The organism is Leisingera sp. XS_AS12, assembly GCF_041224635.1.
Classification (GTDB): Bacteria; Pseudomonadota; Alphaproteobacteria; order Rhodobacterales; family Rhodobacteraceae; genus Leisingera.
This window is the reverse complement of record NZ_JBGFGM010000065.1, coordinates 1-25550: the sequence shown is the minus strand read 5'-3', so window position 1 is coordinate 25550 and position 25550 is coordinate 1. Positions and strand designations below refer to the sequence as shown.

General features: G+C 65.4%; 23 protein-coding genes, 1 rRNA gene and 1 riboswitch. Of the genes, 14 read left to right on the top strand and 10 right to left on the bottom strand.

The window, feature by feature from the left end:
• Positions 1-4 precede the first annotated feature (4 nt).
• A complete protein-coding gene (locus AB9K35_RS03380) occupies positions 5-1117 on the top strand; it encodes an ABC transporter ATP-binding protein (protein WP_369924491.1) in 1113 nt (370 codons plus the stop codon).
• Positions 1118-1271: 154 nt separating this feature from the next.
• On the top strand, positions 1272-2294 hold the full coding sequence (locus tag AB9K35_RS03375) for a LacI family DNA-binding transcriptional regulator (RefSeq protein ID WP_369924490.1): 1023 nt from the start codon (positions 1272-1274) through the stop codon (positions 2292-2294).
• 13 nt (positions 2295-2307) lie between these two features.
• Here the strand turns inward: AB9K35_RS03375 and AB9K35_RS03370 are convergent, their stop codons facing one another.
• Both AB9K35_RS03370 and AB9K35_RS03365 read right to left on the bottom strand, forming a co-directional pair.
• Positions 2308-3246: a sugar kinase gene (locus AB9K35_RS03370; protein ID WP_369924488.1), complete on the bottom strand. Its 939-nt coding sequence runs from the start codon at positions 3244-3246 to the stop codon at positions 2308-2310.
• A gap of 155 nt (positions 3247-3401) precedes the next feature.
• The gene (locus AB9K35_RS03365) at positions 3402-4418 is read right to left on the bottom strand and encodes a GSU2403 family nucleotidyltransferase fold protein (protein WP_369924486.1); all 1017 of its coding nucleotides are present in this window, start codon (positions 4416-4418) and stop codon (positions 3402-3404) included.
• A gap of 240 nt (positions 4419-4658) precedes the next feature.
• Here AB9K35_RS03365 and AB9K35_RS03360 point away from each other — a divergent pair, with 240 nt between their 5' ends.
• The 5 genes from AB9K35_RS03360 to AB9K35_RS03340 all read left to right on the top strand — a co-directional run bounded on the left by AB9K35_RS03360 (position 4659) and on the right by AB9K35_RS03340 (position 10360).
• Positions 4659-5555, top strand: a complete 897-nt coding sequence (locus tag AB9K35_RS03360; protein WP_369924485.1) for a siderophore ABC transporter substrate-binding protein — start codon at positions 4659-4661, stop codon at positions 5553-5555.
• Between the two features lie 4 nt (positions 5556-5559).
• The gene (locus AB9K35_RS03355) at positions 5560-6516 is read left to right on the top strand and encodes an iron chelate uptake ABC transporter family permease subunit (protein WP_369924484.1); all 957 of its coding nucleotides are present in this window, start codon (positions 5560-5562) and stop codon (positions 6514-6516) included.
• Positions 6506-7450, top strand: coding sequence for an iron chelate uptake ABC transporter family permease subunit (locus AB9K35_RS03350; RefSeq protein WP_369924483.1), 945 nt, complete (start codon positions 6506-6508; stop codon positions 7448-7450). The genes AB9K35_RS03355 and AB9K35_RS03350 overlap by 11 nt, the downstream gene beginning before the upstream one ends.
• Positions 7447-8199, top strand: coding sequence for an ABC transporter ATP-binding protein (locus AB9K35_RS03345; protein WP_369924482.1), 753 nt, complete (start codon positions 7447-7449; stop codon positions 8197-8199). The genes AB9K35_RS03350 and AB9K35_RS03345 overlap by 4 nt, the downstream gene beginning before the upstream one ends.
• Positions 8200-8413: 214 nt before the next feature.
• A complete protein-coding gene (locus AB9K35_RS03340) occupies positions 8414-10360 on the top strand; it encodes a TonB-dependent receptor plug domain-containing protein (RefSeq protein ID WP_369924481.1) in 1947 nt (648 codons plus the stop codon).
• A gap of 32 nt (positions 10361-10392) precedes the next feature.
• Here AB9K35_RS03340 and AB9K35_RS03335 read toward each other — a convergent pair whose 3' ends face one another.
• Complete coding sequence (locus AB9K35_RS03335; protein WP_369924480.1) at positions 10393-10872, bottom strand: MarR family winged helix-turn-helix transcriptional regulator; 480 nt, start codon at positions 10870-10872, stop codon at positions 10393-10395.
• A 130-nt stretch (positions 10873-11002) separates the two neighbouring features.
• On the opposite strand from AB9K35_RS03335, the gene AB9K35_RS03330 reads away from it, so the two are divergent.
• The 5 genes from AB9K35_RS03330 to nrdF all read left to right on the top strand — a co-directional run bounded on the left by AB9K35_RS03330 (position 11003) and on the right by nrdF (position 15407).
• Positions 11003-11287, top strand: coding sequence for a DUF2218 domain-containing protein (locus AB9K35_RS03330; RefSeq protein ID WP_369924479.1), 285 nt, complete (start codon positions 11003-11005; stop codon positions 11285-11287).
• A gap of 63 nt (positions 11288-11350) precedes the next feature.
• Positions 11351-11543, top strand: a riboswitch (cobalamin riboswitch).
• Positions 11544-11643: 100 nt separating this feature from the next.
• Complete coding sequence (nrdH, locus tag AB9K35_RS03325; RefSeq protein ID WP_369924478.1) at positions 11644-11865, top strand: glutaredoxin-like protein NrdH; 222 nt, start codon at positions 11644-11646, stop codon at positions 11863-11865.
• 4 nt (positions 11866-11869) lie between these two features.
• Positions 11870-12286, top strand: coding sequence for a class Ib ribonucleoside-diphosphate reductase assembly flavoprotein NrdI (gene nrdI, locus AB9K35_RS03320; RefSeq protein ID WP_222455921.1), 417 nt, complete (start codon positions 11870-11872; stop codon positions 12284-12286).
• On the top strand, positions 12268-14400 hold the full coding sequence (gene nrdE, locus AB9K35_RS03315) for a class 1b ribonucleoside-diphosphate reductase subunit alpha (protein ID WP_369924477.1): 2133 nt from the start codon (positions 12268-12270) through the stop codon (positions 14398-14400). The genes nrdI and nrdE overlap by 19 nt, the downstream gene beginning before the upstream one ends.
• A 29-nt stretch (positions 14401-14429) precedes the next feature.
• Complete coding sequence (nrdF, locus tag AB9K35_RS03310; protein ID WP_369924475.1) at positions 14430-15407, top strand: class 1b ribonucleoside-diphosphate reductase subunit beta; 978 nt, start codon at positions 14430-14432, stop codon at positions 15405-15407.
• Positions 15408-15475: 68 nt separating this feature from the next.
• Here nrdF and AB9K35_RS03305 read toward each other — a convergent pair whose 3' ends face one another.
• From AB9K35_RS03305 to AB9K35_RS03275, 7 genes are all read right to left on the bottom strand, one after another.
• A complete protein-coding gene (locus tag AB9K35_RS03305; RefSeq protein ID WP_369924474.1) occupies positions 15476-16888 on the bottom strand; it encodes a M20 family metallopeptidase in 1413 nt (470 codons plus the stop codon).
• A complete protein-coding gene (locus tag AB9K35_RS03300) occupies positions 16885-18468 on the bottom strand; it encodes a gamma-glutamyltransferase (RefSeq protein ID WP_369924473.1) in 1584 nt (527 codons plus the stop codon). The genes AB9K35_RS03305 and AB9K35_RS03300 overlap by 4 nt, the downstream gene beginning before the upstream one ends.
• Positions 18469-18480: 12 nt before the next feature.
• Positions 18481-19455 (bottom strand): ABC transporter ATP-binding protein, encoded by a 975-nt coding sequence (locus AB9K35_RS03295; protein ID WP_369924472.1) that lies wholly within the window; start codon positions 19453-19455, stop codon positions 18481-18483.
• Positions 19452-20459, bottom strand: a complete 1008-nt coding sequence (locus AB9K35_RS03290) for an ABC transporter ATP-binding protein (protein WP_369924471.1) — start codon at positions 20457-20459, stop codon at positions 19452-19454. Before AB9K35_RS03290 ends, AB9K35_RS03295 begins: the two co-directional genes overlap by 4 nt.
• A gap of 11 nt (positions 20460-20470) precedes the next feature.
• Positions 20471-21367, bottom strand: coding sequence for an ABC transporter permease (locus AB9K35_RS03285; RefSeq protein ID WP_222455914.1), 897 nt, complete (start codon positions 21365-21367; stop codon positions 20471-20473).
• Position 21368: 1 nt separating this feature from the next.
• Positions 21369-22286, bottom strand: a complete 918-nt coding sequence (locus AB9K35_RS03280; RefSeq protein WP_222455913.1) for an ABC transporter permease — start codon at positions 22284-22286, stop codon at positions 21369-21371.
• A gap of 90 nt (positions 22287-22376) precedes the next feature.
• Complete coding sequence (locus AB9K35_RS03275; protein WP_369924470.1) at positions 22377-23885, bottom strand: ABC transporter substrate-binding protein; 1509 nt, start codon at positions 23883-23885, stop codon at positions 22377-22379.
• 120 nt (positions 23886-24005) lie between these two features.
• Here AB9K35_RS03275 and AB9K35_RS03270 point away from each other — a divergent pair, with 120 nt between their 5' ends.
• Both AB9K35_RS03270 and AB9K35_RS03265 read left to right on the top strand, forming a co-directional pair.
• Positions 24006-24830, top strand: a complete 825-nt coding sequence (locus AB9K35_RS03270; RefSeq protein WP_369924468.1) for an IclR family transcriptional regulator — start codon at positions 24006-24008, stop codon at positions 24828-24830.
• A 629-nt stretch (positions 24831-25459) separates the two neighbouring features.
• Positions 25460-25550 (top strand): 16S ribosomal RNA (locus AB9K35_RS03265); the annotation flags it as partial.

The window sequence follows — 25550 nt, the reverse complement described above, 5'->3', positions numbered from 1 at the left end:
GCCCATGGGGTTTCTTGATATTCGCAATGTCACCAAATCCTACGGCCTGGTGGAGGTGCTGCACCAGGTCGATATCGAGGTGGAGGAGGGCGAGTTTCTCGTGCTGGTCGGCCCCTCTGGCTGCGGCAAGTCCACGCTGCTGAACATGATTGCGGGTCTGGAGAGCATCACCTCGGGCGATATCGCGATCAATGGCCGGGTGGTGAACGGGGTGCATCCGTCCAAGCGCAACATCGCGATGGTGTTTCAGTCCTACGCGCTCTACCCCAACATGACGGTGGGGCAGAACATGACCTTTGGCCTGGAGATGCACGGCGTGCCCAAGGCCGAACGCGAGGCGGCGCTGGCGGATGTCGCGCGGCTGCTGCAGATCGAGAATCTGCTGGACCGCAAGCCCGGCCAGCTGTCCGGTGGTCAGCGGCAGCGGGTGGCGATGGGGCGGGCGCTGGTGCGCAACCCGGATGTGTTCCTGTTTGACGAGCCCTTGTCCAATCTGGACGCCAAGCTGCGCGTCGACATGCGCACCGAGATCAAGAAGCTGCATGAAAAGCTGAAGACCACCATCGTCTACGTGACCCACGACCAGATCGAGGCGATGACGCTGTCGACCCGGATCGCGGTGATGTATCAGGGCTATGTGCAGCAGCTCGGCACCCCCAAGGAGATCTACGACACGCCCGCCAATGTCTATGTGGCGACCTTCATGGGCAGCCCGGCGATGAACGTGGTGCCCGCGCGGGTGGGCCAGCACAACGGGGTGCCGCATGCGGTGGTCACGACCCAGGATGGGCGGGCACAGGCGCTGCGCTTCAGCCAGCCGAACATGGCCGCCTGGGAGGGGCGCGAGATCCTGCTGGGGCTGCGCCCCGAGGTGATCACCGACCCGGAGGGCGCGGACCGGAACTCCGCCAACATCGTCGGGCTGAGCAACCGGATCGGGGTGACCGAACCGGCGGGGGCCGATACATTCGTGACGATGGAGCTGGGCGGCAGGGATGTGATCGCGCGCATGCGGGCGGACGCCAATGTCGCGGCGGGGCAGGAGTTCTCCTTTGCCGTCAACATGGAGAAGGCGGTGGCCTTTGATCCCGAGACCGAGAGGCGGATTGCGCCGTGACGGCAGCGGGGGCCGCAGGGCAGGGCGGAGATGGGGTGAGGCAGAGCGCCGCCTTGCGCGCGACCTTGCGATTGAAGATGCAGCGGTGCCGGGGTAACAGCCGCGCCGGGGACCGGATGCCGCTTTGCGGCCACAGAGCAGGGTAGCAGTCATCATGGCACGCAGACCGACGATCATCGATGTTGCGAAACAGGCCGGCGTGTCGAAGTCGACCGTCAGCCTGGTTCTGCGCAACAGCCCTTCGGTGCGCGAGGAGACCCGGTCGCAGGTGCGGCAGGCGATGGCGGATCTGGGCTATGTCTACAACCGCGCGGCGGCCACCATGCGGATGGCGAACGCCGGGTTGATCGGCCTCGTCATCAACGAGCTGCGCAACCCGTTCTTTGCCGAATTCGCCACCGCCCTGCAGATGGCTCTGGCCGAAAAGGGATATGCGGCGGTGATCGCCAATGCGGGCGAGGATGCCGGGGTGCAGCACCAGGTGGTCGGCTCGCTGATCGAACACGGGGTGTCGGCCTTCATCCTGTGCCCGGCCTATGGCGAAACCACGGCCACCTTCGATGCGATCGCGCGGGCAGGCGTGCCGGCCATGCAGATGCTGCGGCAGGTGGACGACAGGTTGGAGCAGTTCCCCTTCATGGCGCCGGACTACCACGCCGGTGCCCGCATGGCGGCGCGCCACCTGGTCGAGCAGGGCGCCCGCAAGGTGGCGTTTGTCGGGGGGCTGGAAGGGCGCGCGGTGACGCAGGAGCGCGAGGCCGGGTATCGCGACGAGATGCAGCGGGCCGGGCTGGCGCCGATCGTGGTGACTGGCGACTCCACCCGCGCCTTTGGCCGTGCCAGTGCCGCGCAGTTGCAGCGAACGCAGCCCGATGTGGATGCGGTGCTGTGCTTCAACGACCTGGTGGCGCTGGGGATGCTGGCCGGGTTCAGCCAGCAGGGACGCCGTGTCGGCGAGGACATCCTGGTCTGCGGCTTTGACGATATCGAGGAGGCGGCGCAGAGCCATCCCGCCTTGTCATCGGTTCATTGCGACATTGCCAGCATCGGCGGCCTTGCCGCGCAGACCGTGGTGCGGTGGCTGGAAACCGGAGAACAGCCGGCCCCGAGCACGCGAACCCCGGTCGGGCTGTCGCGGCGCCAGTCCAGCGGTAGCGCGGCGACCGAGGCGGGCTGAGCGCGCTGCCGGATCAGTCGGCGGCGGGAAGGCGCGGCACGCTGCCCGCGGGCAGGCGCGCCCCGAGATGGCGAATCACCTCTGCGGACATGGCCTGGCCATGGCGCACGGCCGCGCCGGGGGCATGGCCGAGGAAGCGCGCGGCGAGGTAGCCCGCGTTGAAGGCATCGCCGGCCCCGGTGGTGTCCCGGATGCCCTCGACCGGGGGGGTGTCGATGCTGTCATCGCCGTCGTCGCTTCGCAGCACAACCGGCCCGGCCCCGTTCTTGACCACCACTTCGCGAACGCCGAGGGTCGACATCCGGTCGAGCACCGCCTGCGGATCCGGGTCCTGCCAGTTGGCCTGTTCGTCGTCAAAGCTGGGCAGGGCGATGTCGGTCACTTCGAGGAAGGCGGGAATGGTCTCGCGCACCTCGGCCACCGAGGACCACAGCGCGGGGCGGATGTTGGGATCAAAGGAGACTTTGGTGCCGTGTCTGCGGGCCGTTGCCAGCGCGTCCAGCAGGTTCTGGCGCGCGTTGGCCGACAGGATGGCAACGGTGATGCCAGAGAGGTGGATCAAGCCGGTGTCCGCAAAGGTCTGCGCCAGCCACTGCGGGTCATCGGCGAGGTGGCGGGCGGCCGACTGGCCACGCCAGTAGTGAAAACTGCGCTCGACGCCGTCAAGCTCGATCAGGTAGAGGCCCATGGTGCGCTGCGGATCGCGGGCGAGCGCGCTGGTGTCGAGCCCGTCGGCGGCGAGGCTGGCGGCAAAATCCGACGACAGCGGGTCCGTACCGATCCGCGATGCAAAGGCGGTGGTCGCGCGATCGGCCAGCGTCTGTGACAGGTGCCAGGCCGTGTTGAACGTATCGCCGGCAAAGCCGCGCCGGTACTGGTCGCCGCCGATCGGCGCCATTTCGACCATGGCTTCGCCGATGGCGACCACGCGGGCAAAGGGAAAACCTGTCATCGGGTACCTCTGTTGGTTCAGGTCGGCGACCGTGCCGGGCACCGTGCCAAGCTTATTATGGAACGTTCCATGGTGGCGTAGTATGCGGCCGCGGTCTTGTCAACTGCCGCGGGGGACCGGTCGCTGCGACGGTGTGACCGGACCGCGGCAAAGGGTTACAGCGCGGTCAGCCGCTCCAGGCTGTCCGGCATCTGCGCCAATGTCTCGTCCAGTCGGCGGCGCCAGGCGGGGCCGTTTTCGCGGGCCTCTTCATAGGCTTCGGCCAGGTCCTGGGGGCGGGTTTCGGCCAGCACCTCGATCAGGAAGGCGGCCTGGGCGCGGTCCTTGCGCGCCTTCAGGTCTTCGGCGCGGCCGCGGCGGCGACTGGCGACGATCAGCTTGTGGATGGCGAACCGTTCTGGGCGGGGCACCTGTACCAGGACACCGCTGCGGTAAAGGAGCGGCACCTGCACCGGCTCGGCGATGAGGTAGTTGAGGTAATGCAGGCTTTGGGCGCAGACCCCCAGTGCGGGCAGCTCCCGCAGGCCTTCCTCGGCGCTGAAGGAGGGGGTGAGAAATTCCACCAGCGTGGAGCGGTCCGTCTGGCGCCAACGCCAGGTCCGGCCCGGCTCCAGCGCGGGCAGGGGGTCGAATTTCAGTTGTGAGAAGACGTCTGCCAGGGGTTCGTCCACCTGGTCCTGAAGCGCCACGGACAGGCGTTCGAAGCTGGCGATGTCGATGTCGTCGGTCATTGCGGATTGGTCAAAGCCGATACGCACGCCCAGCTCGCCCTCGTAGAGGCGAAAGGCATGGGTGCCGACCAGGGTGCCGCCGAGCCGGAACACCCCGGCCCGCGCCATTGCCATCAGCACCTGTCCGGTCTGGGCATCCGGCATCAGGTAGCCCTCGGCCCGCAGCACTCGCATCAGCCGGGCCCGCTCGCGCTCGCTGGCCTTGGCCTGGCGGGTGATTTCAGCCTGCCGTTCGAGCCGCACGCGCAGCTCTGGCGTGTCTTCGCCGATGTAACGGTCGACCACGTCATTGCCGAGCCGGTAACGGTCGTACCAGTAGTGCTTGTTGCCGATGGCCTTGCGCTGGGGGCTGCCCCTGAGCGTGCCGAGGCTGCTGTCGCGCAACAGGCGCAGGAGATCGGTCCAGGCGGCGACACCGATGGCGCTGTGGGGGTGGATCATGGCGCTTACCCTACAAAGTATTTTTTGTAGGGTAATACAGTTGGCGATCTTACCCAACGAAAAATTTTTTGTGGGGTAGGGTTTCCGCAGGGGAGGCCCGTGTTCGCCGGAAGCGGCAAAGGTGAATGGGATATGGTGTTTCGCGGCGGTCTGTGGCAAGGAAGCGCCAGCCAGTGACATGCCGCGGCATGGCGCAAGCCTGAAATCCTGACAAATTCTGTATTTCCAAGGGGGCCATCCATGGTTTTCCGTACGCTTGCCTGTGCCGTTTCGTTGATGGTGGCCACGCCGCTGCTGGCCGAGACCGTCACCGTCGACACCTTCCGCGGCCCTGCCGAGGCGCCGTTGAAACCCGAAACCGTCGCCGTCTTTGATGTGGCTGCGGCGGACACGCTGACGGCGTTGGGGGTGCCGATTGCCGGAACGCTGAACGCGCTTTACGTGGACTACCTGGATGAGGTGGCGGAGACGGCGGCCGATCTGGGGACCTTCTGGGAGCCCGACGTCGAGTCGTTGCACGCCATGGCGCCGGATCTGATCGTGGTGGGCAGCCGCAGCTCGGACCAAGTGGAGCCGCTGTCGAACATCGCCCCGGCAATCGACATGACCGTCAGCTATGACACCATTTCGGACGCGCTGGCCCGGCTTGCGGCTTATGGCGAGATCTTCGGCCGCCAGGAGCAGGCCGCGGCGCTGCGGGCCGAGTTCGAAGCCCGGCTGGCGCAGGCAAAGGCCGCCGCGGCGGGCAAGGGGACGGCATTGGTGGTGATGACCAACGGCCCCAAGATCTCGGCCTATGGGCGCGGCGGGCGCTTTGGCTGGCTGCATGACAGCGTCGGCCTGCCCGAGGCCGCGCCGCAGATCGGCGAGTCGGTGCATGGCGAAAGCATCTCGTTCGAGTTCATTCAGGAGACCAACCCCGACTGGCTGATCGTGGTGGACCGGCTGGCCGCCATCGGCCGTCCGGGCGAGAGCGCGGCGGCAACGCTGGACAACGTGCTGGTGCGGGAAACCAAGGCCTGGCAGGCGGGGCAGGTGGTCTATCTGAACGCCGCCGACATCTATATCGCGGGTGGCGGCATCCAGTCGATGAACCGCACCCTGGACCAGCTGACCGCGGCGTTCGAAGGCCGCTGAGCCGGTGGCCCGCGCAACGCTGATTGCCCTTCTGGCGCTGCTCGCGCTGGTCTGCGCCTCGCTGCTTGCGGGCGTGGCGGGGCTGGACGCGCGAGCGCTGCTGAGCTCCGGCGAGGGCTGGGAGCTGATCCGCGACAGCCGCCTGCCGCGCACGCTGGCGGCCTTGCTGACCGGTGCGGCGCTGGCGGTGGCGGGGCAGATCATGCAGCTGATCGCGCAGAACCGCTTTGTCGAGCCGATGACGGCCGGCACCGGCCAGAGCGCGGTGCTGGGCATCCTTCTGACCTCGGTGCTGCTGCCGGGGGCGGCGCTGCCGGTGAAGATGGCGCTGGCGGCGCTGACCGCGCTGGCGGGCAGCCTCGGCTTTTTTGCCGTCACCCGGCGGCTGCCGCCGACCCAGCCGCTGCTGGTGCCGCTGGTGGGGCTGGTCTATGGCGGCGTGATCGGGGCGGCCACGGCCTATGCCGCCTTTCAGGCCGACATGCTGCAATACCTGGAAATCTGGCTCGGTGGGGAATTCTCCGGCACCATGCGCGGCCGCTATGAGCTGCTGTGGCTGGCCGGGCTGGCGGCGCTGGCGAGCTACCTGGTGGCCGACCAGCTGTCGATCCTGGGTCTGGGCGAGGCGGTCAGCCTGAACCTGGGCCTCAATTACCGGCAGGTGGTGCTGGCGGGGCTGGTGGTGATCGCGCTGGTCTCCGGGCTGACGGTGGTGACGGTCGGGATGATCCCCTTTGTCGGGCTGGTGGTGCCCAATCTGGTCAGCCGGGTGGCCGGCGACAATTTGCGCCGCAGCCTGCCGGTGACGGCGCTGGCGGGGGCGGCGCTGGTGCTGGCGGCGGACCTGGCCGGGCGGCTGCTGATCCACCCGTTCGAGATCCCCGCGGCGACGGTGATCGGCATTCTGGGCGCCGCTGTCTTCTTGTGGATGCTCTATGGCCGGGGGGCGCATGCTGCGTAACCGGATGCTGCTTTTGGCGCTGGCCTTGCTGGCCTGCTGTCTTGCCTACCTGTTCACGGGGGTGAAGGGCAGCTGGGAGTTCGCGTTGATGTTCCGCGGCCAGAAGCTGGCGGCGCTGCTGCTGGCGGGCACCGCGCAGGCGGTGGCGGCGGTGCTGTTTCAGACCATCACCGGCAACCGCCTGCTGACGCCCTCGATCATGGGGTTCGACGCGCTCTATATCCTGCTGCTCAGCGGCATGGTCTTTGCCATGGGCGCGCAGCAGTTTCTGCTGCTGGACCGCCAATGGGTGATGGCGGGGAGCGCGGTGTTGATGTGCGGCGCCGCGCTGGCGCTGTTCGGCGCGGTGCTGCGGGCCGGGCGCGGCGACCTGATGCGGATGGTTCTGACCGGGGTGGTTCTGGCGGTGATGCTGCGATCGATCACCAGTTTCCTGCAGCGGGTGATCGATCCGAATGAATACGCGGTGGTGCAGGCGGCGTCTTATGCGCGGTTTTCGCGGGCCGAGACCGACCTCGTGGCGATTGCCGCGCTGCTGTGCCTTGTGGCGCTGCTGGCGGCCTGGCGGATGCGGTTCCGGCTCGACGTGCTGGCGCTGGGGCCGGTGGCGGCGGTGTCGCTGGGCGAGGATCCGCAGCGCGGCCAGTGGCAGGCGCTGCTGGTGATCTCGCTGCTGGTGTCGGTCTCGACCGCGCTGGTGGGGCCGGTGGCGTTCTTCGGGCTGCTGGTGACGGCGCTCACCTATCTCGTGCTGCCGACCCACCGCCATGCGGTGCTGCTGCCCGCCAGCGCGATGATGGCCGGGGTGGTCCTGACCGGCGGCCAATGGGTGATGGAGCGGGTGATGCATCTCAGCACGCCGTTGAGCGTGGTGGTCGAATTCCTGGGCGGGCTGGTGTTCCTGGCGTTGTTGCTGAAAGGGCTGAAACAATGATCGAGATTCAATCCGTCAGCCACCGGATCGGGTCGGCGCAGATCCTGACCGACGTGTCACTGCGGCTGGAGCGCGGCGGGGTGATTGCCCTGGCCGGGCCCAACGGGGCGGGCAAGTCGACGCTGTTGTCGCTGATCGCCCGGCTGCAGCCGCTGCAGCAGGGGCAGATCCGGGTGGATGACATGCAGCTGGGCCAATGCGACGACCGCGCGCTGGCGCGCAAGCTGGCGATCCTGCCGCAGCAGGTGAACGCCTCGAGCCGCCTGACGGTGCGCGACCTGGTCGGCTTTGGCCGCTATCCGCATCATCGTGGCCGCCCCACGGCCGCGGACCGCGCCCGCGTCGAGGCGGCGCTGGCGCAATTCGACCTTGGGCCGCTGGCGGACCGCCAGCTGGAGACGCTGTCGGGCGGCCAGCGCCAGCGCGCCTTCGTCGCCATGTCCTATGTGCAGGATACGGATTTCCTGCTGCTGGATGAGCCGTTGAACAACCTCGACCTTGCTGCCGCCCGCAGCCTGATGGCGCAGCTGCGCCAGTTGGCCGACGACCAGGGGCGCACCGTCGTGATCGTGCTGCATGACATCAACTATGCCACCGCCTATGCCGATCGCATCGTGGTGCTGAAGGGAGGACGTGTGGTTGCGGACGGTGCCCCGGCGGAGACCGTGACGGCGGCGATGCTGGAGCAGGTCTTTGGCACCGCGGCCCCGGTACACAGCGTCGGCGGTCGCCCGGTGGTGCTGGTCTGATCGCAGCGCGCGTCGCGTTCACGAGACCAGAGCAGACCAATCCTGAGCGGAAAGACAACGGCAGGCAGGCGCCGGGGCAGGGGGCTGAAAGGCGGTGCGCCCCTTAACATGCACTTGCATGTCAAGGGGAAACTGCCTAAAAGCCGGGTGAACCGCCTCGCCAGCCCCGTTTCAGGGCAAGCCCAGCACGCAACCTGAAACTTGGGGAACTACCATGGCCGCCTTCACCGCGCCGCGGGCCCGCCTTTTGTGCGGCACCGCTCTTACATTCTTGACCGCTTTGCCCGCCGCGGCGGAGCAAACGACATCCAACGTCCTGTCGCTGGACCCGATCGTGGTGCGCCAGCAGGACCCGGTCGGCGATGCCGCTGACCGCGACAATTCGGTCTACGTGGCCGACGCCGAGCTGGACCGGGCGCGCTCCGGCGACCTGAAGGACGTGTTCAGCGGGATCGCCTCTGTCTCGGTTGGGGGGGCGATCCCGATTGCGCAGAAGATCTTTGTCAACGGCATCGACATGCTGAACCTGACGGTGGCGCTGGACGGGGCCTTGCAGAACAACCGCGTGTTCCACCACGTCAGCGCCAATGCCTTTGACCCCGGCATCCTGAAATTCGTTCGCGTCGACCCCGGCGTGGCTGCCGCCGACACCGGCCCGAATGCCGTGGCCGGCGCGGTCATCATGGAGACCGTGGATGCCGTGGATGTTCTGGCCGATGGCGAAACCTTCGGTGGCACTGCGCGGCTGAGCTACGGCGACAATGGTGCGACGTTCAGCCGGTCGCTGACGCTGGCAACCCGTTCGGGCGGTTTCGAGGCGCTTGGCTATCTGAAATCGGCCACCGGCGACGATTACGAGGACGGCTCGGGCAACGTGGTGCAGGGCACCGCCGCGGATCTGCAAAGCCGCCTGCTGAAGCTGGCCTATGAATCCGACACCGGCCACCGGCTGGAGCTGACCGGCCAGCAGATCAGCGATGATGCGATCCGCCCCTACCGCTCCAACATCGGCGAGGTGATCGGCGGGCGTCCAGTTCCGCTGACCCGGCGTTACGACACTGAACGCACCACCTACAGCCTGCGCTACGAGAGCACGATCGACACAGGCATGTGGGATCCCGAAGCGGTGCTGGGCTACTCCGAGGCTGACGTGCGGGTGCCGGAGCCCTATGGCAGCAAGGGCGTTTCCAGCACCCTGTCGGCCAAGGTGCAGAACACCTTCCACCTGTCGCAGAGCAGCACCATCGTTGCCGGTCTGGACTATTACGACCGGGAGTCCGAATACTCTGACCCGTCCACCAGCGGGCTGCGTGAAGCTGCCGACAACATCGGCCTGTTCGCCCAGGCCCGGCTGGAGCCTTCGGACCGCTGGAAGCTGTCGGCGGGCCTGCGGTATGACTGGCAGGACTTCACCGGCTCTGGCGGCCAGGAGCTGAGCGTGTCCGGTGCCAGCGGCAACCTGTCGGCGCGCTACAAGGTGACGGACGCGCTGTCGCTGCGGGCAGGGTATTCGAGCGTGTTCGGCGGCATCCAGCTGGAAGACAACTATGTCTTCGATCCGGGCTGGACCTATGCCGGGCTGGAAAGTTCGCGGGCCGAGAATTTCAACCTCGGCGTCGACTGGAGCGCGGGCAATCTCACGCTGGGGGCCGAGGTCTTTCGCACCGAGGTCGAGAATGCGCGTGAAAACTCGGGCAACATTGATTTCCAAAGTGAAGGCTACAGCCTGGGCGCGACCTATGGCTGGCTTGGTGGTTTCGTGCGGCTGAGCTTCACCGACAGCGACATCGAGCTTAACGGCGGTTCTACCGGCAGCTACGAGGCGCGCGATCTGGGGGCACCGCTGGGGCAGGTGCTGGCATTGCAGGTCCAGCAGGAACTGCCGCAGTACAGCCTGCTCGTGGGCGGCAGCCTGGATCTGGCCCGCGACTACGACACCGGCGGAGCGGGCACCCAGGAGCTGGACGGCTATGAGGTCGTGAACGTCTTCGCCGAATATACCCCGCCGTCGCTGAACGGCGTGACCCTGCGGGCCTCGGTGCAGAACCTGTTTGACGCGGACTACGCCGACCGGGCCACCTATGGCGGCGAATATGCTTCGATCGTGCCGCTGAAGGAGCCGGGGCGCACCTTCATGATCGAGGCGGTCGCGCGGTTCTGAGGATCAGCCGTGAAGCCGCCTGCGGCGCGGCTTCACGGCAGCAGCTTGATCAGCAGGCGCGACAGGGCATAGGCCTCCTCGGTGGTCAGATGCTGGCCGATCTCGGTCTGCATCGCCTCCCAGTAGGTTGGCCAGATCTTCGCATGCAGCCCGGCGCCGCGGTCGGTGAGAAAGAGGATCTGCTTGCGCCGCCCGTCGGCAATGAATTCGCGCCGCAGCAGCCCGTCCTTTTCCATCCGGGCCACATGTCGGGAGAGCGCGTATTGCGGCACGAACAGCTTGTCCTCCAGCGCCGCCATCGGCTGGCCGTCGGCACCGGCGCGCTCCAGTTCGAGCAGGATCTCGTACCAGATCGGGTCATTGATGCCATGGCTCCTCAGCGCCCGCGCGATCCGCGGGTGGAACTTGCGGTGGGCGCGCATGATGTTGAACCAGGCGCGGTTGTAGGCAATCGCTTCGTCGTCGTCTCCGAAGAAGGCGGCGTTCGGCGAGGGGCCGGGGCGGGTGGTCATGGTCGCGTCCTTTCAGGTGGCACCAATGCAAACGCCCAGAACGCAGACCAATGCCGGGCGCGGCGTGTTGAAACGGTTTAAAATCAATATCTGCCAGTATCTTGGCTAATATCAATTCTAAGGAGCAGCAATGCAAACACGCGCGGTTTTCCACTCGGCGCAGGCCGCAGGCCTTTATACGCGCCTCGTCCGCCATTTCGGTCACAAGATCCCGGTCGTCGAGAGCCCGGAGGGGGCGGAGCTGCAATTCGTCTGCGGTCTGGCGCAGCTGCGCCATGACGCGGATCGGCTGAGCATACACGTCACGTCCGCGACCGCGACCGAGCTGGCGCAGACCTGCGAGGTGGTGGAAAGCCATCTGCTGCGCTTTGCCTTTCGCGAGGACCCGGCCCCGCTGGTGTGGCACCGGGGCTGAGACCCGTGCGGCTTTTCCTGTGGATATCGAAAACAACATATTGACGGGTGGCTAGGGTATAACCCTATATGGAGTGGCTTTGGTGCCTGTGATTCACATCAGAGGCTAAGAGGGAAACCGGTGTAATTCCGGTGCTGCCCCCGCAACTGTAAGCGGCGAGTCAAACCCCATATGCCACTGGCGCACCGGCGCCGGGAAGGCGGGCCAGACGTCGGAGCCGCAAGCCAGGAGACCTGCCAGGGCTGATGAGACGTGAACCACAGGCGGCGGGCCTGGGTGCGTGGACCGGCCTGCCCCCTGCAGCGCCGCCCGTGACCCTGTCCCCTTGTCCGCAACAGCAGATAGGGACCAGACCAATGACCATCACCGTGTATTCCAAACCGGCCTGCGTGCAATGCACCGCCACCACCCGCGCGCTGGATGCGCGCGGGCTGGCCTATGAGGTGATCGACCTCAGCGAGGACAGTACGGCGCTGCAGAAGGTGCAGGACATGGGCTATCGCCAGGCGCCGGTGGTCGTCGCCGGGGAGAGCCATTGGGCGGGCTTTCGCCCCGACATGATCGCTCGCCTGGCCTGACGCCGTGGCGGGGCTGGTCTATTTCTCCAGCGGCTCCGGCAATACCCATCGCTTTGCCACGCGGCTTGGCCTTGCGGCCACGCGCCTGCCGCTGCGCCACGGCGAGCCGCTGCCGCAGATCCTCGCGCCCTTCGTGTTGATCTGTCCGACCTATGCGGACGGGCAGGGGCGCGGCGCCGTGCCCAAGCAGGTGATCCGGCTGCTGAACCAGCCGCCCCTGCGGGCGCTGCTGCGCGGTGTGATCGGCGCGGGCAACCGAAACTTTGGCGAAACCTTCGCGCTGGCGGGCGACGTGATCGCCCGCAAATGCAATGTGCCGGTGCTGTACCGCTTTGAATTGGCCGGCACCGAAACCGACATCGCCCGCGTTCGCGCCGGGCTGCAGAAATTCTGGGGGACGGAATGCTCGATTCCAGCGTAGCCGGCGAGCGCGACTACCACGCGCTGAACGCCATGCTGAACCTTTATGATGCGGAGGGAAACATCCAGTTCGAGGCCGACCGGGAGGCGGCGCGGCAGTATTTCCTGACCCATGTGAACCAGAACACCGTGTTCTTTCATTCGCTGGATGAAAAGCTGGGGTATCTGGTTGAGGAAGGCTACTACGAAGCTGAGGTGCTGGAGCCATATGACCGCGCCTTCCTGCACCGGATCTGGGACGCGGCCTATGCGCATAAATTCCGCTTTCCGACCTTCCTGGGGGCTTTCAAGTATTACACCTCCTATACGCTGAAGACCCGCGATGGCGGCCGGTACCTGGAACGCTACGAGGACCGCGTGGTGATGGTGGCGCTGACGCTGGCGCGCGGCGACGAGGCGCTGGCGCTGCGGCTGATGGAGGAGATCATCACCGGCCGCTTCCAGCCCGCCACGCCCACCTTCCTGAATGCCGGCAAGAAGAGCCGGGGCGAGCTGATCTCCTGCTTTCTTCTGCGGCTGGAGGACAACATGGAAAGTATCGGCCGCGGCATCAACTCGGCGTTGCAGCTGAGCAAGCGCGGCGGCGGCGTGGCGCTGATGCTGACCAACATCCGCGAACATGGTGCGCCGATCAAAGGCATCGAGAACCAGTCCTCTGGCGTGATCCCGGTGATGAAACTGCTCGAAGACAGCTTTTCCTACGCGAACCAGCTGGGCGCGCGGCAGGGGGCGGGGGCGGTTTACCTCAACGCGCACCACCCGGACATTCTGCGCTTCCTCGACACCAAACGCGAAAATGCGGATGAGAAGATCCGTATCAAGACCCTGTCACTGGGCGTGGTAATCCCCGACATCACCTTTGAATTGGCGAAGAAAAACGAGGACATGTACCTGTTCTCGCCGCATGACGTGGAGAAGGTGCACGGGGTGCCTTTCTCGGAGGTTTCGGTCAGCGAGCGCTATCACGAGCTGGTCGATGATCCGCGCATCCGCAAGCAGAAGATCAATGCCCGGCAGTTTTTTCAGACTCTGGCGGAGATCCAGTTCGAGAGCGGTTATCCCTATATCATGTTCGAGGATACGGTGAACGCTGCCAATCCGGTGGCCGGGCGCATCACCATGTCGAACCTTTGCTCGGAAATCCTGCAGGTGAACGAGGCGTCGGAGTTCAATGACGACCTCAGCTACAAGCACCTGGGCACGGATATCTCCTGCAATCTGGGCTCGATGAATATCGCCAAGGCGATGGATGGCGGCGATCTGGCGGCCACGGTGGAGACCGCCGTGCGCGCGCTGAGCGCGGTGTCGGAGATGAGCGCGATCGACTCGGTGCCCTCCGTGCGGCGGGGCAATGACGAAAGCCACGCGATCGGCCTGGGGCAGATGAACCTGCACGGGTTCCTGGCGCGCGAGCACATCCACTATGGCAGCGCCGAGGGCATTGATTTCACCAACATCTATTTTTGCGCCGTGTTGTATCACGCGCTGCGGGCCTCGAACAAAATCGCGCAGGAGAAGGGCGAGGTGTTCAAGGGTTTCGAGCGGTCGACATATGCCGATGGCCGCTTCTTTGACGACTACGTCAGCGCCGACTGGCTGCCGGAAACCGATCGGGTGAAACAGCTGTTTGCCGAGGCGGGCATTGCCATTCCCAGCCGCGCGGACTGGCAGGCGCTGAAGGCCGATGTGATGCGCGACGGGCTGTATAACCGCAACTTGCAGGCGGTGCCGCCGACGGGCTCGATCAGCTATATCAACAACTCGACCTCCTCGATCCATCCGATCACATCGAAGATCGAGATTCGCAAGGAGGGCAAGATCGGCCGCGTCTACTACCCCGCGCCCTACATGACCAACGACAACCTGGAGTTCTACCAGGACGCCTATGAAATCGGGCCGGAGAAGATCATCGACACCTATGCCGCCGCCACCCGCCATGTGGACCAGGGCCTGTCGCTGACGCTGTTCTTCAAGGACACGGCGACCACCCGCGACATCAACCGCGCCCAGATCTACGCCTGGAAGAAGGGCATCAAGACCATCTACTACATCCGGCTGCGGCAGATGGCGCTGGAGGGCACCGAGGTGCAGGGCTGCGTGTCCTGCTCGCTGTGACGGTTCGGACTGACTGAGGATTTGACGAGATGAGAGACCTTCCCACCGCCCGTGCCGTGCCGCGCGCGATCAATTGGAACCGGTTGCAGGACGACAAGGATCTGGAGATCTGGAACCGGCTGACGGTGAATTTCTGGCTGCCGGAAAAGGTGCCGCTGTCCAACGACATCCAGAGCTGGTCGCAGCTGAAACCGGAGGAACAGCAGCTGACGATCCGGGTGTTCACCGGGCTGACCCTGCTGGACACGATCCAGAACACCGTCGGCGCGCCTGCCTTGATGCCGGATGCGCAGACCCCGCATGAAGAGGCCGTGCTGACCAACATCGCCTTCATGGAAGCGGTGCATGCGCGCAGCTATTCCTCGGTGTTTTCAACCCTCTGCCAGACCGCCGAGGTGGACGAGGCGTTTCGCTGGTCGGAGGAAAACGAGCACCTGCAGGCCAAGTCGCGGCTGATCCTGGATGAATATGACGCCGCCAGCCACCCGCTGAAGAAGAAGATCGCCAGCGTGTTCCTGGAGAGCTTCCTGTTCTATTCCGGTTTCTACCTGCCGATGCACTGGTCGAGCCGCGCCCGGCTGACCAACACCGCCGACCTGATCCGCCTGATCATCCGCGACGAGGCGGTGCATGGCTATTACATCGGCTACAAATACCAGCGCGCGCTGGAACGGCTGGATGACGCGCAGCAGCAGGAGCTGAAGGATTTTGCCTTTTCGCTGCTGTTTGACCTCTACGACATCGAGGGGCGCTATACCGAGAGCCTTTATGACGGGTTGGGGCTGACCGAGGATGTGAAGCACTTCCTGCATTACAACGCCAACAAGGCGCTGCAGAACCTCGGCTATGAGGGGCTGTTCCCGGACGAGGTCTGCGCGGTGAACCCGGCGATCATGTCGGCGCTGTCGCCCAACGCCGATGAAAACCATGACTTCTTTTCGGGTTCCGGCTCATCCTATGTGATCGGCAAGGCGGTCGCGACAGAGGATGAAGACTGGGATTTCTGATCTCTGTCGCCGCGCCCCCGCCAAGGGGGCGCGGCGTGTGTCCAGCGGGGCCGGGCGGGGCTGCCTGCCTAGTGCGCGCGGCGGGAGCCCGTGGCGGTGGCAGCGGCCAGATCCCAGAACAGCCCGGCCATGCAGCGCAGCGCGTCGCGGCAGACCGGTTTCAGCACATGTTCGTTCGGCGCGTGCTGGGAGCAGCCGCGATAAGAGTGCGGAATCCAGACCGTCGGCAGCCCAAGGATGTCGGCAAAGCTGTCGTTGGGCAGCGATCCTGCGAGGTTCGGCAGGATATGGGGCGGTTTGCCCGCGGTCTCAGCCAGCGATGCGGCGGTGAAGGTCACCCAGGGATCGGTCGGATCCAGCCGCGTGGCGCGGAAGAAGCCGCGATCATGGGGCACGAGTTTCACCGTCTCGAACCCGTGGGCGTCCAGATGGCGGCGCAGCGAGGGCAGGATGTCCTCGGGGTCGGTGCCCACCACGTAGCGCAGCTGGCAGGTGGCGCGGGCGTAGGGTGCGATGGCATTGACCGGCGCCTCCGGCACGCCGCTGGTCATCGCCAGCACCGCAAAGGCATTCCAGCCGAACACCCGCTCTGCCGGGGTCAGGCTTTCTTCGCCCCAGTCGGTGTCAATGCTGGGGCCGTCGCCGCCCTCCAGCGGCAGCCCGTCAAGGGCCGCGCGCACGCTGTCGGTCAGGCTGTCGGGGCGCCATTCCGGGATCTGGATCTGGCCGCGGCGGTCGCAGATGGAGGCCAGCGCATGCGACAGGATGATCGCGGGATCGGCCAGCAGGCCGCCCCAATTGCCGGAATGATGCGCGCCCTCGCGCAGGTCCAGTTCCAGATCAAAACTGACACCGCCGCGCGAGCCCATGAACATGGTCGGCGTGTCCGGCTGCAACCGCGGCCCGTCCGAGGCGATCAGCACATCGGCCTTGAGACGGCTTTTCTGTGCTTCAAAGAATTCAGACAGCCCGGCCGATCCGGTCTCCTCGGACATCTCCACCACGATTTTCACGTTGAAGCCAAGGCGTCCTCGCTCGGCCAGGACCGCTTCCAGCGCGGCGATGTTGATCAGGTGCTGGCCCTTGTTGTCGGCGGTGCCACGGCCATAGAGCCGGTCGCCTTCCTCGACCAGCTCAAAGGGTGCGAGACCTTCGCGCCACTGCTCGGTCTGGGCGCGGATCACGTCGCCGTGGCCATAGGTCAGGATGGTGGTCAGCGCCGGATCCTCGATCCGCTCGCCCACCAGCAATGGCCCGCCCGACGGGTCGGGGTTGTCAAAGATCTCGCAGGCAAAGCACGAGGTTTCCAGTCGCGGTTGGATCACCTCCTGCAAGTAGCGCAGCAGGGCGGGGGCGGCCTCGGGGTTCTGGCTTTCGGTCGGGTGCGCGACCCAGGCGGCGAGGTCGGACTGGAACGTGCCGTCGTCGAAATAGCGGCTGGCGCGCGCGATGGCGCCGCCGCGTCCGGGATCTTGGCTCATGTGGTCTCCGTCTTCTCAGGGATGGCGTCGCCCCAGGGCGACATGATTTCGGTGCAGCCGCTGTTGCGCCCGTTCTGGCGCAGCACGCCCGCGGGGCAGGCGAAGGCATAGGGAAACACGGTGCGGCGGGTCGTGGTGACCGGGTGGCTGGCACGCAAGGCGGCCAGCACATCGGCGGGCAGGCTGTCGTCGGCCACGACCATGTCGCCTCCCGAAACATCGATGCGCGGATGGTGGAAGGCGGCCTCCGCATCCATGCCGAAATCGGCGACGAAGGACGACAGCTGCGTCATCGCCGAGACGATCTTGCGCCCGCCCGAGGCACCAAAGGCAAAGCGTTTGCCACCCGCCTCGCCCAGCACCGGGCAGACGTTCATCAGGCAGCGCTTGCCCGGCGCCAGGGAGTTCGGCTTGCCCGGTTCCGGGTCGAACCACATGATGCCGTTGTTCATCAGCAGACCGGTCTGCGGCGACACCACGCGGGAGCCGAAGATCGACAGGAGCGTCTGGGTCTGCGACACCATGTTACCGTGCCGGTCGACCACCGAGAAATGCGTTGTGCAGCCCGGCGCATTGGCATCCTCGCCATCGTCACCCATGCCCGCCAGCCGCTTGGCATAGGCCGATTTCAGCGCCGCGGCATAGGCGGCAAAGGCCTCGGCGCCGGGCTGGTCACCGGAGGTGAAGGCCGTTTCCAGATGCGCCAGCGCATCGCGGAAGGTCGGCCCCGCGGTCAGCCCCGGCATCACGTCAAAGCGGGCCGCGCGGTAGTCGAAGGACAGCGGATCCAGCAGCTCGGCGTGGTAGGATTTGAGGTCTTCGAGCGACAGGAAACCGCCCTTGGATTGCACGTCGGCGGCCATGGCGGCGGCGATGTCGCCCTCGTAGAAATCACGCGGGCCTGCCTCGGCCAGATGGGCGAGAGTTGCCCCCATGCGGGACATGTCGATGCGCTTGTCGGACAGGCTGGTCCAGCCCGCAATGGTGGGCCATTGGCCGTCCTCCAGGAACAGCGCCGCGGCGTCGCGGTCCTGTGCCAGCGCGCGGGTGGCGGAGGCGATGATCAGTGCCGCGTACCAATCCACGTGCAGGCCTTCCTGCGCCAGCGCGACGGCGGGCTGCAGCAGGTCGTGCCAGGGCATCCGGCCAAAGCGGGCATGGGCCTTGGCATTGCCGTCGACGGTGCCGGGCACGGCGATGGCGGTTGCGCCCTGCACGTTGCGGTCGTCCACCACCTTTTCCCAGGGAAAAAGATCACCGGCCTTGCCCTCGCCTGACAGCGGGTAATGGGCCACGTCCAGCCCCTGCGGCGCGCGCATGCCGTAGTTCAGCGCATAGGCGCGGCCCTCGTCCGCGCGCCACAGCATGGCGGCACCGCCGCCTGCCGGGCCGCTCATCCACGGTTCGACCACGCCGATGGCAAAGGAGACCGCCACCGCGGCATCCACGGCATCGCCGCCCGCCGCCAGCACCTCGGCGCCGATGCGTGCGGCGCGGCTGTGCTGGGCCGCAACCACGCCGTATTCGGTTTCGATCACGGTTTTGCGCGTGACCTGTGTTTCGGAAAAGCTTGGTATCATCGCTGTTCCTTCCTATGCCGCCGGCGCCTGGGCGCCGTAGAGGTGGCATTCGACCCTGCCGTCCTCGGTCGGCACCGTCTGCGGCGTGGCCTGGCTGCACTGGGGCATTGCCTTGGCGCAGCGCGGGTGGAAGTGGCAGCCCTTGGGCGGGTCAATGGGGTTGGGATAGGCGGCACCGAGATGGGTGTCTGGCACGCCCATGCCGGGATCTGGCGTCAGCACCGATTGCAGCAGCGCGTCCGAGTAGGGATGGCGGCGGCGGTCGAACAACCCTTCGACGCTGGCCTCCTCGACGATGCGGCCGAGGTACATCACCGCCACCCGGTTCGCCAGGTGTTCCACCACCGCGAGGTTGTGGCTGATGAACAGATAGGTGAGGCCAAATTCGCGGCGCAGCTCGCCCAGCAGGTTGAGGATCTGTGACTGCACCGAGACGTCCAGCGCCGAGGTCGGCTCGTCGCAGATGACGATCTCGGGCTTCATGATCAGCGCGCGGGCAATTGCCACCCGCTGGCGCTGGCCGCCGGACATCTGGCTGGGGTAGGTGTTCATTACCCGCGCGGGCAGGCCGACAATGTCGAGGATCTCGCGCACCGCCTTTTCCTGGCTGGCGCTGTCGCCGACATTATGCACCCGCAGGGGCAGCGAGATGATGTCATAGATGCTTTTGCGCGGGTTGAGCGAGGAATAGGGATCCTGAAAGATCGGCTGGATGCGGCGCGCCAGTTCTGAGCGGTTCTGCGCGCCGATCTCCTTGCCGTCGACCAGCACCTGGCCCTCGGTGGGTTGTTCCAGCCCCAGGAGGATCTTGGCGAGGGTGGATTTGCCGCAGCCGGATTCACCGACCAGGCCCAGCACCTCGCCGCGGCCGATCCTGAGCGAGACATCATTGACCGCCTTCAGCGGCTTGGGGGTGGCGAACATGCCCTGTTTGACCTGATAGGTCTTGGTCACGTTGCGCAGTTCCAGAACGGGGGTATCGCTCATGCGGGCACCTCTTGGGGGCTGGCGGCGCGGCCATCGGGATGCACACAGCGGAAGCTGTGGCGTCCGGCCTGCTGCTCGCGCAGGGGGATGGGTTGGCGGCAGGCGTCCACGGCATGGTCGCAGCGGGTGCGGAAGGGGCAGCCCGAGACCTCGCCCACCAGCGAGGGCACGATTCCGGGAATGGTGCCCAGCTCGGCGCCGCGTTCGGTCTTGCCCGGCACCGGGATGCAGCGCAGCAGGCCGCGGGTGTAGGGATGCGCGGGTGCGCCAAAGACATCCGCGGCGGGGCCGGTTTCCACCAGCTCGCCCGCATACATCACGGCCACCTTGTCGGCGACGCGGGCCACCACGCCCAGGTCATGGGTGATCAGGATCATCGCCATGCCCAGTTCCTTTTGCAGATCCACCAGCAGCCGCAGGATCTGCGCCTGGATGGTCACGTCGAGCGCGGTTGTCGGCTCATCCGCGATGATCAGCTCCGGCTCGCACATCAGCGCCATGGCGATCATCACCCGCTGGCGCAGGCCGCCGGACAGCTGGTGCGGATATTGCGACAGGCGGCTTTTGGCGGCGGTGATGCCAACCTTCTCCAGCAGCTCCACCGCGCGGGCGCGGGCCTGTTCGCGGCTGACCTTCTTGTGCAACAGCAGCGCCTCGGCCAGCTGATCGCCGATGGTATAGGCGGGGTTGAGCGAGGTCATCGGCTCCTGGAAGATCATCGACATGCGCAGGCCGCGCAGCTTGCGCATGCCGCGCTGGCTGGTCTTCATCAGGTTGATGCCGTCGAACTCCATCCGGTCGGCCCGGCGCGAGATCTTCTTGCCCAGCAGTCCCATCAGGGCCAGCGAGGTGAGCGACTTGCCCGAGCCGCTTTCGCCGACGATGCACAGGGTCTCGCCGCGGTTGAGGTCGAAATCGATGCCGCGCACCGCGTGCAGGGTGCCGCCGCCGACGGGGATGTCGATGGTCAGGTTGCGGACGGAGAGTATCGGTGTGTCTGTCATGCCTGCCTCCCTCAGTTACGGTTTTCAGGCGCGGTGACGTCGCGAAGACCGTCGCCCAGAAGGTTGATCGACAGGACCAGCGCAAACAGCACGAAGCCGGGGATCAGCACCAGCCAGGGCTCGAACAGCATCATCTGCTTGCCCTCGGAGACCATCAGCCCCCAGGAGGGCGTCGGCGGCTGCACGCCAAGGCCGAGGAATGACAGCGCCGCTTCCAGCAGCACCGCATGGGCCATTTCCAGCGTGATCACCACGATCAGGTTGTTGACGATGTTCGGCATGATTTCCGACATCACGATGCGGGTGTTGGAACAGCCGATGGCGCGGGCGGCGGCGACATATTCGCGGCCCTGCACCTGCAGGGTCGAGGCGCGCATCACCACGGCGAAACGGTCCCACAGCAGCAGGCCCAGCACGGTGATCACCACGGTCAGCGAGCCGCCGAAGATGGCCACCACCGCCAGCGCCACCAGCACCACCGGCATCGCCAGGCGCACGTTGATGAGGAAGGTCACCACCGCATCGACACGGCCGCCGAAATAGCCCGCGGCAACCCCCATGGCGGTGCCGATCAGGCCGGAGATCAGCGCCGCCACCAAGCCGATCAGCAGCGACACGCGGGCGCCGTAGATCAGGCGCGACAGGTAATCGCGGCCTAAGTGGTCGGTGCCCAGGGGATGCTCCCAGCTGCCGCCGAGGAACACCGGCGGCTCCATCCGGGCCAGCAGGCTTTGGGCATAGGGGTCATGCGGGGCGATCAGCGGCGCAAAGAGCGCGACAATCACCAGAAGGCCCAGCACGATGCTGCCGATCAGCAGGCCCTGGTGGCCGAAGATGCGCTTGCGCAGCAGCTGGCCCGGGGTCGGGCCGGTGATTTCCTGAAGAAGAGGATCTGCAGTCTGGGTCATGTCATCCGGCCCTCATGCGCGGGTCCAGCCAGGCGTTCAGCACGTCGGCAAGGAAGGTGAAGACGATGTAGAACATCGAGAAAACAAGGATCAGCGCCTGCACGGTGGGCAGGTCGTTGCGGCTGATGGATTCCCAGGCCAGATAGCCGGCGCCGTGCAGCGCAAAGATCGATTCAACCACGATCGAGCCGCCCAGCATGAAGCCCATCTGCACCGCCGCCAGCGACACCACCGGGATGATCGCGTTGCGCAGCGCGTGTTTGAACATCACCAGCCCCTCCGGAGCGCCCTTGGCGCGGGCGGTGCGGATGTAATCCGAGGACAGCACCTCCAGCATGCCCGCACGGGTCAGCCGCATGATCGCGGGCATCGCGTAGTAGCCAAGCACGATGGTCGGCATCACGAAATGCAGCGGCGTTGCGGTGCCCGATGGTGGCAGCCAGCCCAGCTGGATCGAGAACACCACGATCAGGATCAGACCAAACCAGAAGCTCGGCATCGCCTGACCGGCCACCGACAGGAACAGCGCAAACCGGTCGAGCAGCGAATTGGGGCGGATCGCGGCAGCAACCCCCAGCGGCACCGCGGTCAGCAGCGCAAAGGAGATGCCGCAGACACCCAGGGTCATGGTGATCGACAGGCGTTCGGCGATCAGCCCGGCCACCGGCAGCTTGAAATAGTAGCTTTCGCCAAAATCGCCCATCAGAGCGCTGGACAGCCATTCCCAGTATTGCAGCAGCATCGGGCGGTCAAAGCCGTAGATCCGGCGGATGGCCTCGATGTCCTGGTCGCTGGCGTGTTCCCCGGCGATGGCCGCAGCGGGATCGCCGGACAGGAACAGCAGGCTGAAGGAGATCAGCGAGACGGTGAAGGCGACAAGGATCGCCAGCCCGGCCCGCTTCAGGATGAAACGCAGCAAGGTGAACCTCTTTTGCTGGGTATTGCAGGGACGGCCGCCGCGGCGGCGCATGCGGCAGCGGGGACCTGCCCCGCCGCCGCGCTGGTCTGCTTACTTCCAGTCCATGTCGGTGAAGCGCAGGACTTCATCCGGAGTGGGAGTATAGGTGACCTCGGGGGTGAACACGTAGTTGGTGTTGTAGGAGAACATCGGCACCCAATAGGCCTCGTCCGCGATCTTCTTCAGCGCCTTGGAGTAGTTTTCCTGGCGCACCGCGGGGTCGGTCGCGCTGTCGGCGGCATCCAGCCAGCCCGCCACTTCCGCGTCGCGGGCATCGTCCAGCGAGCCGAGCTTGAAGAACTGGCTGGTGATCGCCGAGGTGTCGTTGATCGAGTACGAGCCCCAGGTCTGGAACGACACCGGCGAGCCGCTTTTCATGCGCAATTCGCGCAGGGCGGAATATTGCAGCATCTTGAAGTCGGTCTCGATGCCAACCGCGTTGAGGAAGCTGGCAATCGCCTCGGCATACTCGCGGTCGCGGTAGGCGTAGAACTCGGTCTTGAAGCCGTCCGGGTAGCCGGCTTCGGCCAGCAACGCCTTGGCTTTGTCGACATCGTAGTCATAGCTGGTCACATCCTGATCACAGCCGAACTGGCTGGGGAAACAGGCGGTGGAGATCACCTGGCTCTTGCCTTTCAGCAGCGCGCTGACCAGCGCCTTGCGGTCGATGGCATGGGCTACTGCCTGGCGCACGCGCACGTCGGTGAAGGGGCTGTCCTCGCCGGTGCGGCCTGCGGCGTCCAGCGTCAGGTAGCCGATCCGCATGGTGCTTTCATTGGCGACGGTGAACTTGCCCATCTGGTCCAGTTTTTCGGCCAGATCCGCGGGCACCTGCCAGATCAGGTCAAGCGAGCCGCTGAACAGCTCGGCCATCTGGGTGTTCACGTCCGGGATGGTGCGGATGTCGACGGTGCCGATGGACGGCTGGCCCTTGGGGCTGTCGTGGTAGCCTTCGTATTTCTCCAGCACGAAATGCCGCCCCGGCTCAACCGAGGTCACCTTGTAGGGGCCGGTGCCGACGGGCTTCAGCCCCATGCCGGAGGGGCCGGCTTCGGCGTAATATTCATTGGGGTACATCGACACCGGGCCGGAAAGGAACTCGATCGCAGCCGGGAAGGGCGCCTTTAGGTGGATGCGGACGGTGTACTGGTCGATCTTCTCGGCCGATTTCATCCAGTTCACGTTGCGCTGGGTCTTCACGCCGTTGGACTCATCCGCAACGAAGTTGACGGTATAGACCACGTCATCGGCATCGAAGGGTTCGCCGTTGTGGAAGGTCACGCCCTCGCGCAGCTTCAGCTCCAGCGTGACATCGTCGATCCACTCCCAGGAGGTGGCGAGGTTGCCCTTGTATTCGTTGGTTTCCGGGTCGCGGTAGATCAGCCCGTCCCAGACCGCGCGTTGCAGCACCACGCCTTCGCGCGAAGAGTTGAAGTAGCTGTCGACGTTTTCCAGCTCCTTGGTGAAGGCGACATTCAGCACGTCGTCGGACTTGCCGGCCTGCACGCTGGCGGCGGCGGTCATCGCAAGGGCGGCGGCCGGGATCAGGATGCGTTTCATGTTCTCTCCATGTTGGCTTCAAATCTCCACAGGTTGTGTGGCGCAGAGATGGGATTGCAAATTGTATTATTATATGATACTGGGTATCGTTATAGGGACCATAAAAGGGTATGCGCTGCCATGGCGTCAAGACGGAAAATCACCGGCCAGCCGGGGGACACCCCCGTTGAGGCGCCACGCAAGCAGGACACGCTCTATGTGTCATCACTTGCCAAGGGTTTGAAACTGCTTAAAGTTTTCAATCGCACGAACACGCATCTGTCGCTGACCGAGATGGTCAAACTCAGCGGTATGGACAAAAGCGCAGTGCAGCGGCTGGCCAATACACTCATGGTTGAGGGCTTTCTGCACCGCGATCCGGATACCAAGCGTTTTCGCCCCACCCATGCCTGGCTGGGACTGGCCTATGCCTATTACTGGTCCGATTCCCTGGTGGCGCTGGCAATGCCCAAGCTGATCGAGCTGGCGCAGCGCCTGGGCGAAACGGTGAACATGGCCGAGCTGTCGGACACCAGCATCGTCTATGTCGCCCGGCTGCCCTGCCAGCGTACCAATTACGAGGCGACGCTGATCGGGCGCCACCTGCCGGCGCTGTCGGCCTCGCCGGGGCAGGCGATCCTGTCGACCTGGGCCGAGGCCGACTGGCGCGCGGCGGTCGAGACCTGGCCCCTGCGGCAGATGACGGCGCGCACGACCATGGACCGGGCCGAGCTGGCGCGTCAGATGGCGCGCACGGCAGAGCGCGGCTTCAGCATCACGCAGGACCAGATGATCCTGAACGAGATTGGCATCTCCGCCCCGATACGCGGTGCCGATGGTCTGGCCCATGGGGCGGTGCAATGTTCGGTATCGGCCTTCCACTGGACGCCGGAGCGGGTCGAGCGCGAGCTGGTGCCTTATCTGCTGGATACCGCCAATTCGATTGCCCCGGCTGGGCGAGGCTAGCCCTGCACCCGCGCCGCATCGCTCCCGGGCGCGTGCATATGTATCACGTGCATCTGGCTGCGGAGGCCGGTTCTTGGAGGGGGCGGTGTTTGAGCAGTGCTTTGGAGGTGTTCGGGAGCGGTCCGCCGCCTCAAGATCCGGCAAATTCAAAAAGCTGTCGTATTTTGTTGAATTAGGTCTTGCGACTCATTCGGGGTGTCCGTAAAAGCCCCTTCACCGGCGGCGCTGAGGCGCTGCTGACACGCCGGAGAGACGGCGGGACGCGCTGGAGAGACAGCGGCATCTGTTGGATGGAACGAGGCGGGCGCGCTGTGAGAATGGCGCAACGGTCCTGTTTTTGCCTCCGGGTGTGTGCTCTTTGACATTGATGGATAACTGAAGAGATATGTGGGCGGTTTGGTTCATTTCGATGGATCAACGTCTGTATATCGCGCCTTTAGGCAAAGCCGATGATCTTGCGCTCAAGTAGCGCAAGCGGTCACGCCGATGATAAGGTGTCAGCTTCACTGTTTGTACGGCTTCGGTTTCTTTGGAAACCAAGCACACAAACAGAGACTTTCATCAGGATTAGCCTCCTGATGAAGATGTGCAGAGGTTCGAACGTCAAGGATATGCTGGCAACAGCATTTCAACTTGAGAGTTTGATCCTGGCTCAGAACGAACGCTGGCGGCAGGCCTAACACATGCAAGTCGAGCGCACTCTTCGGAGTGAGCGGCGGA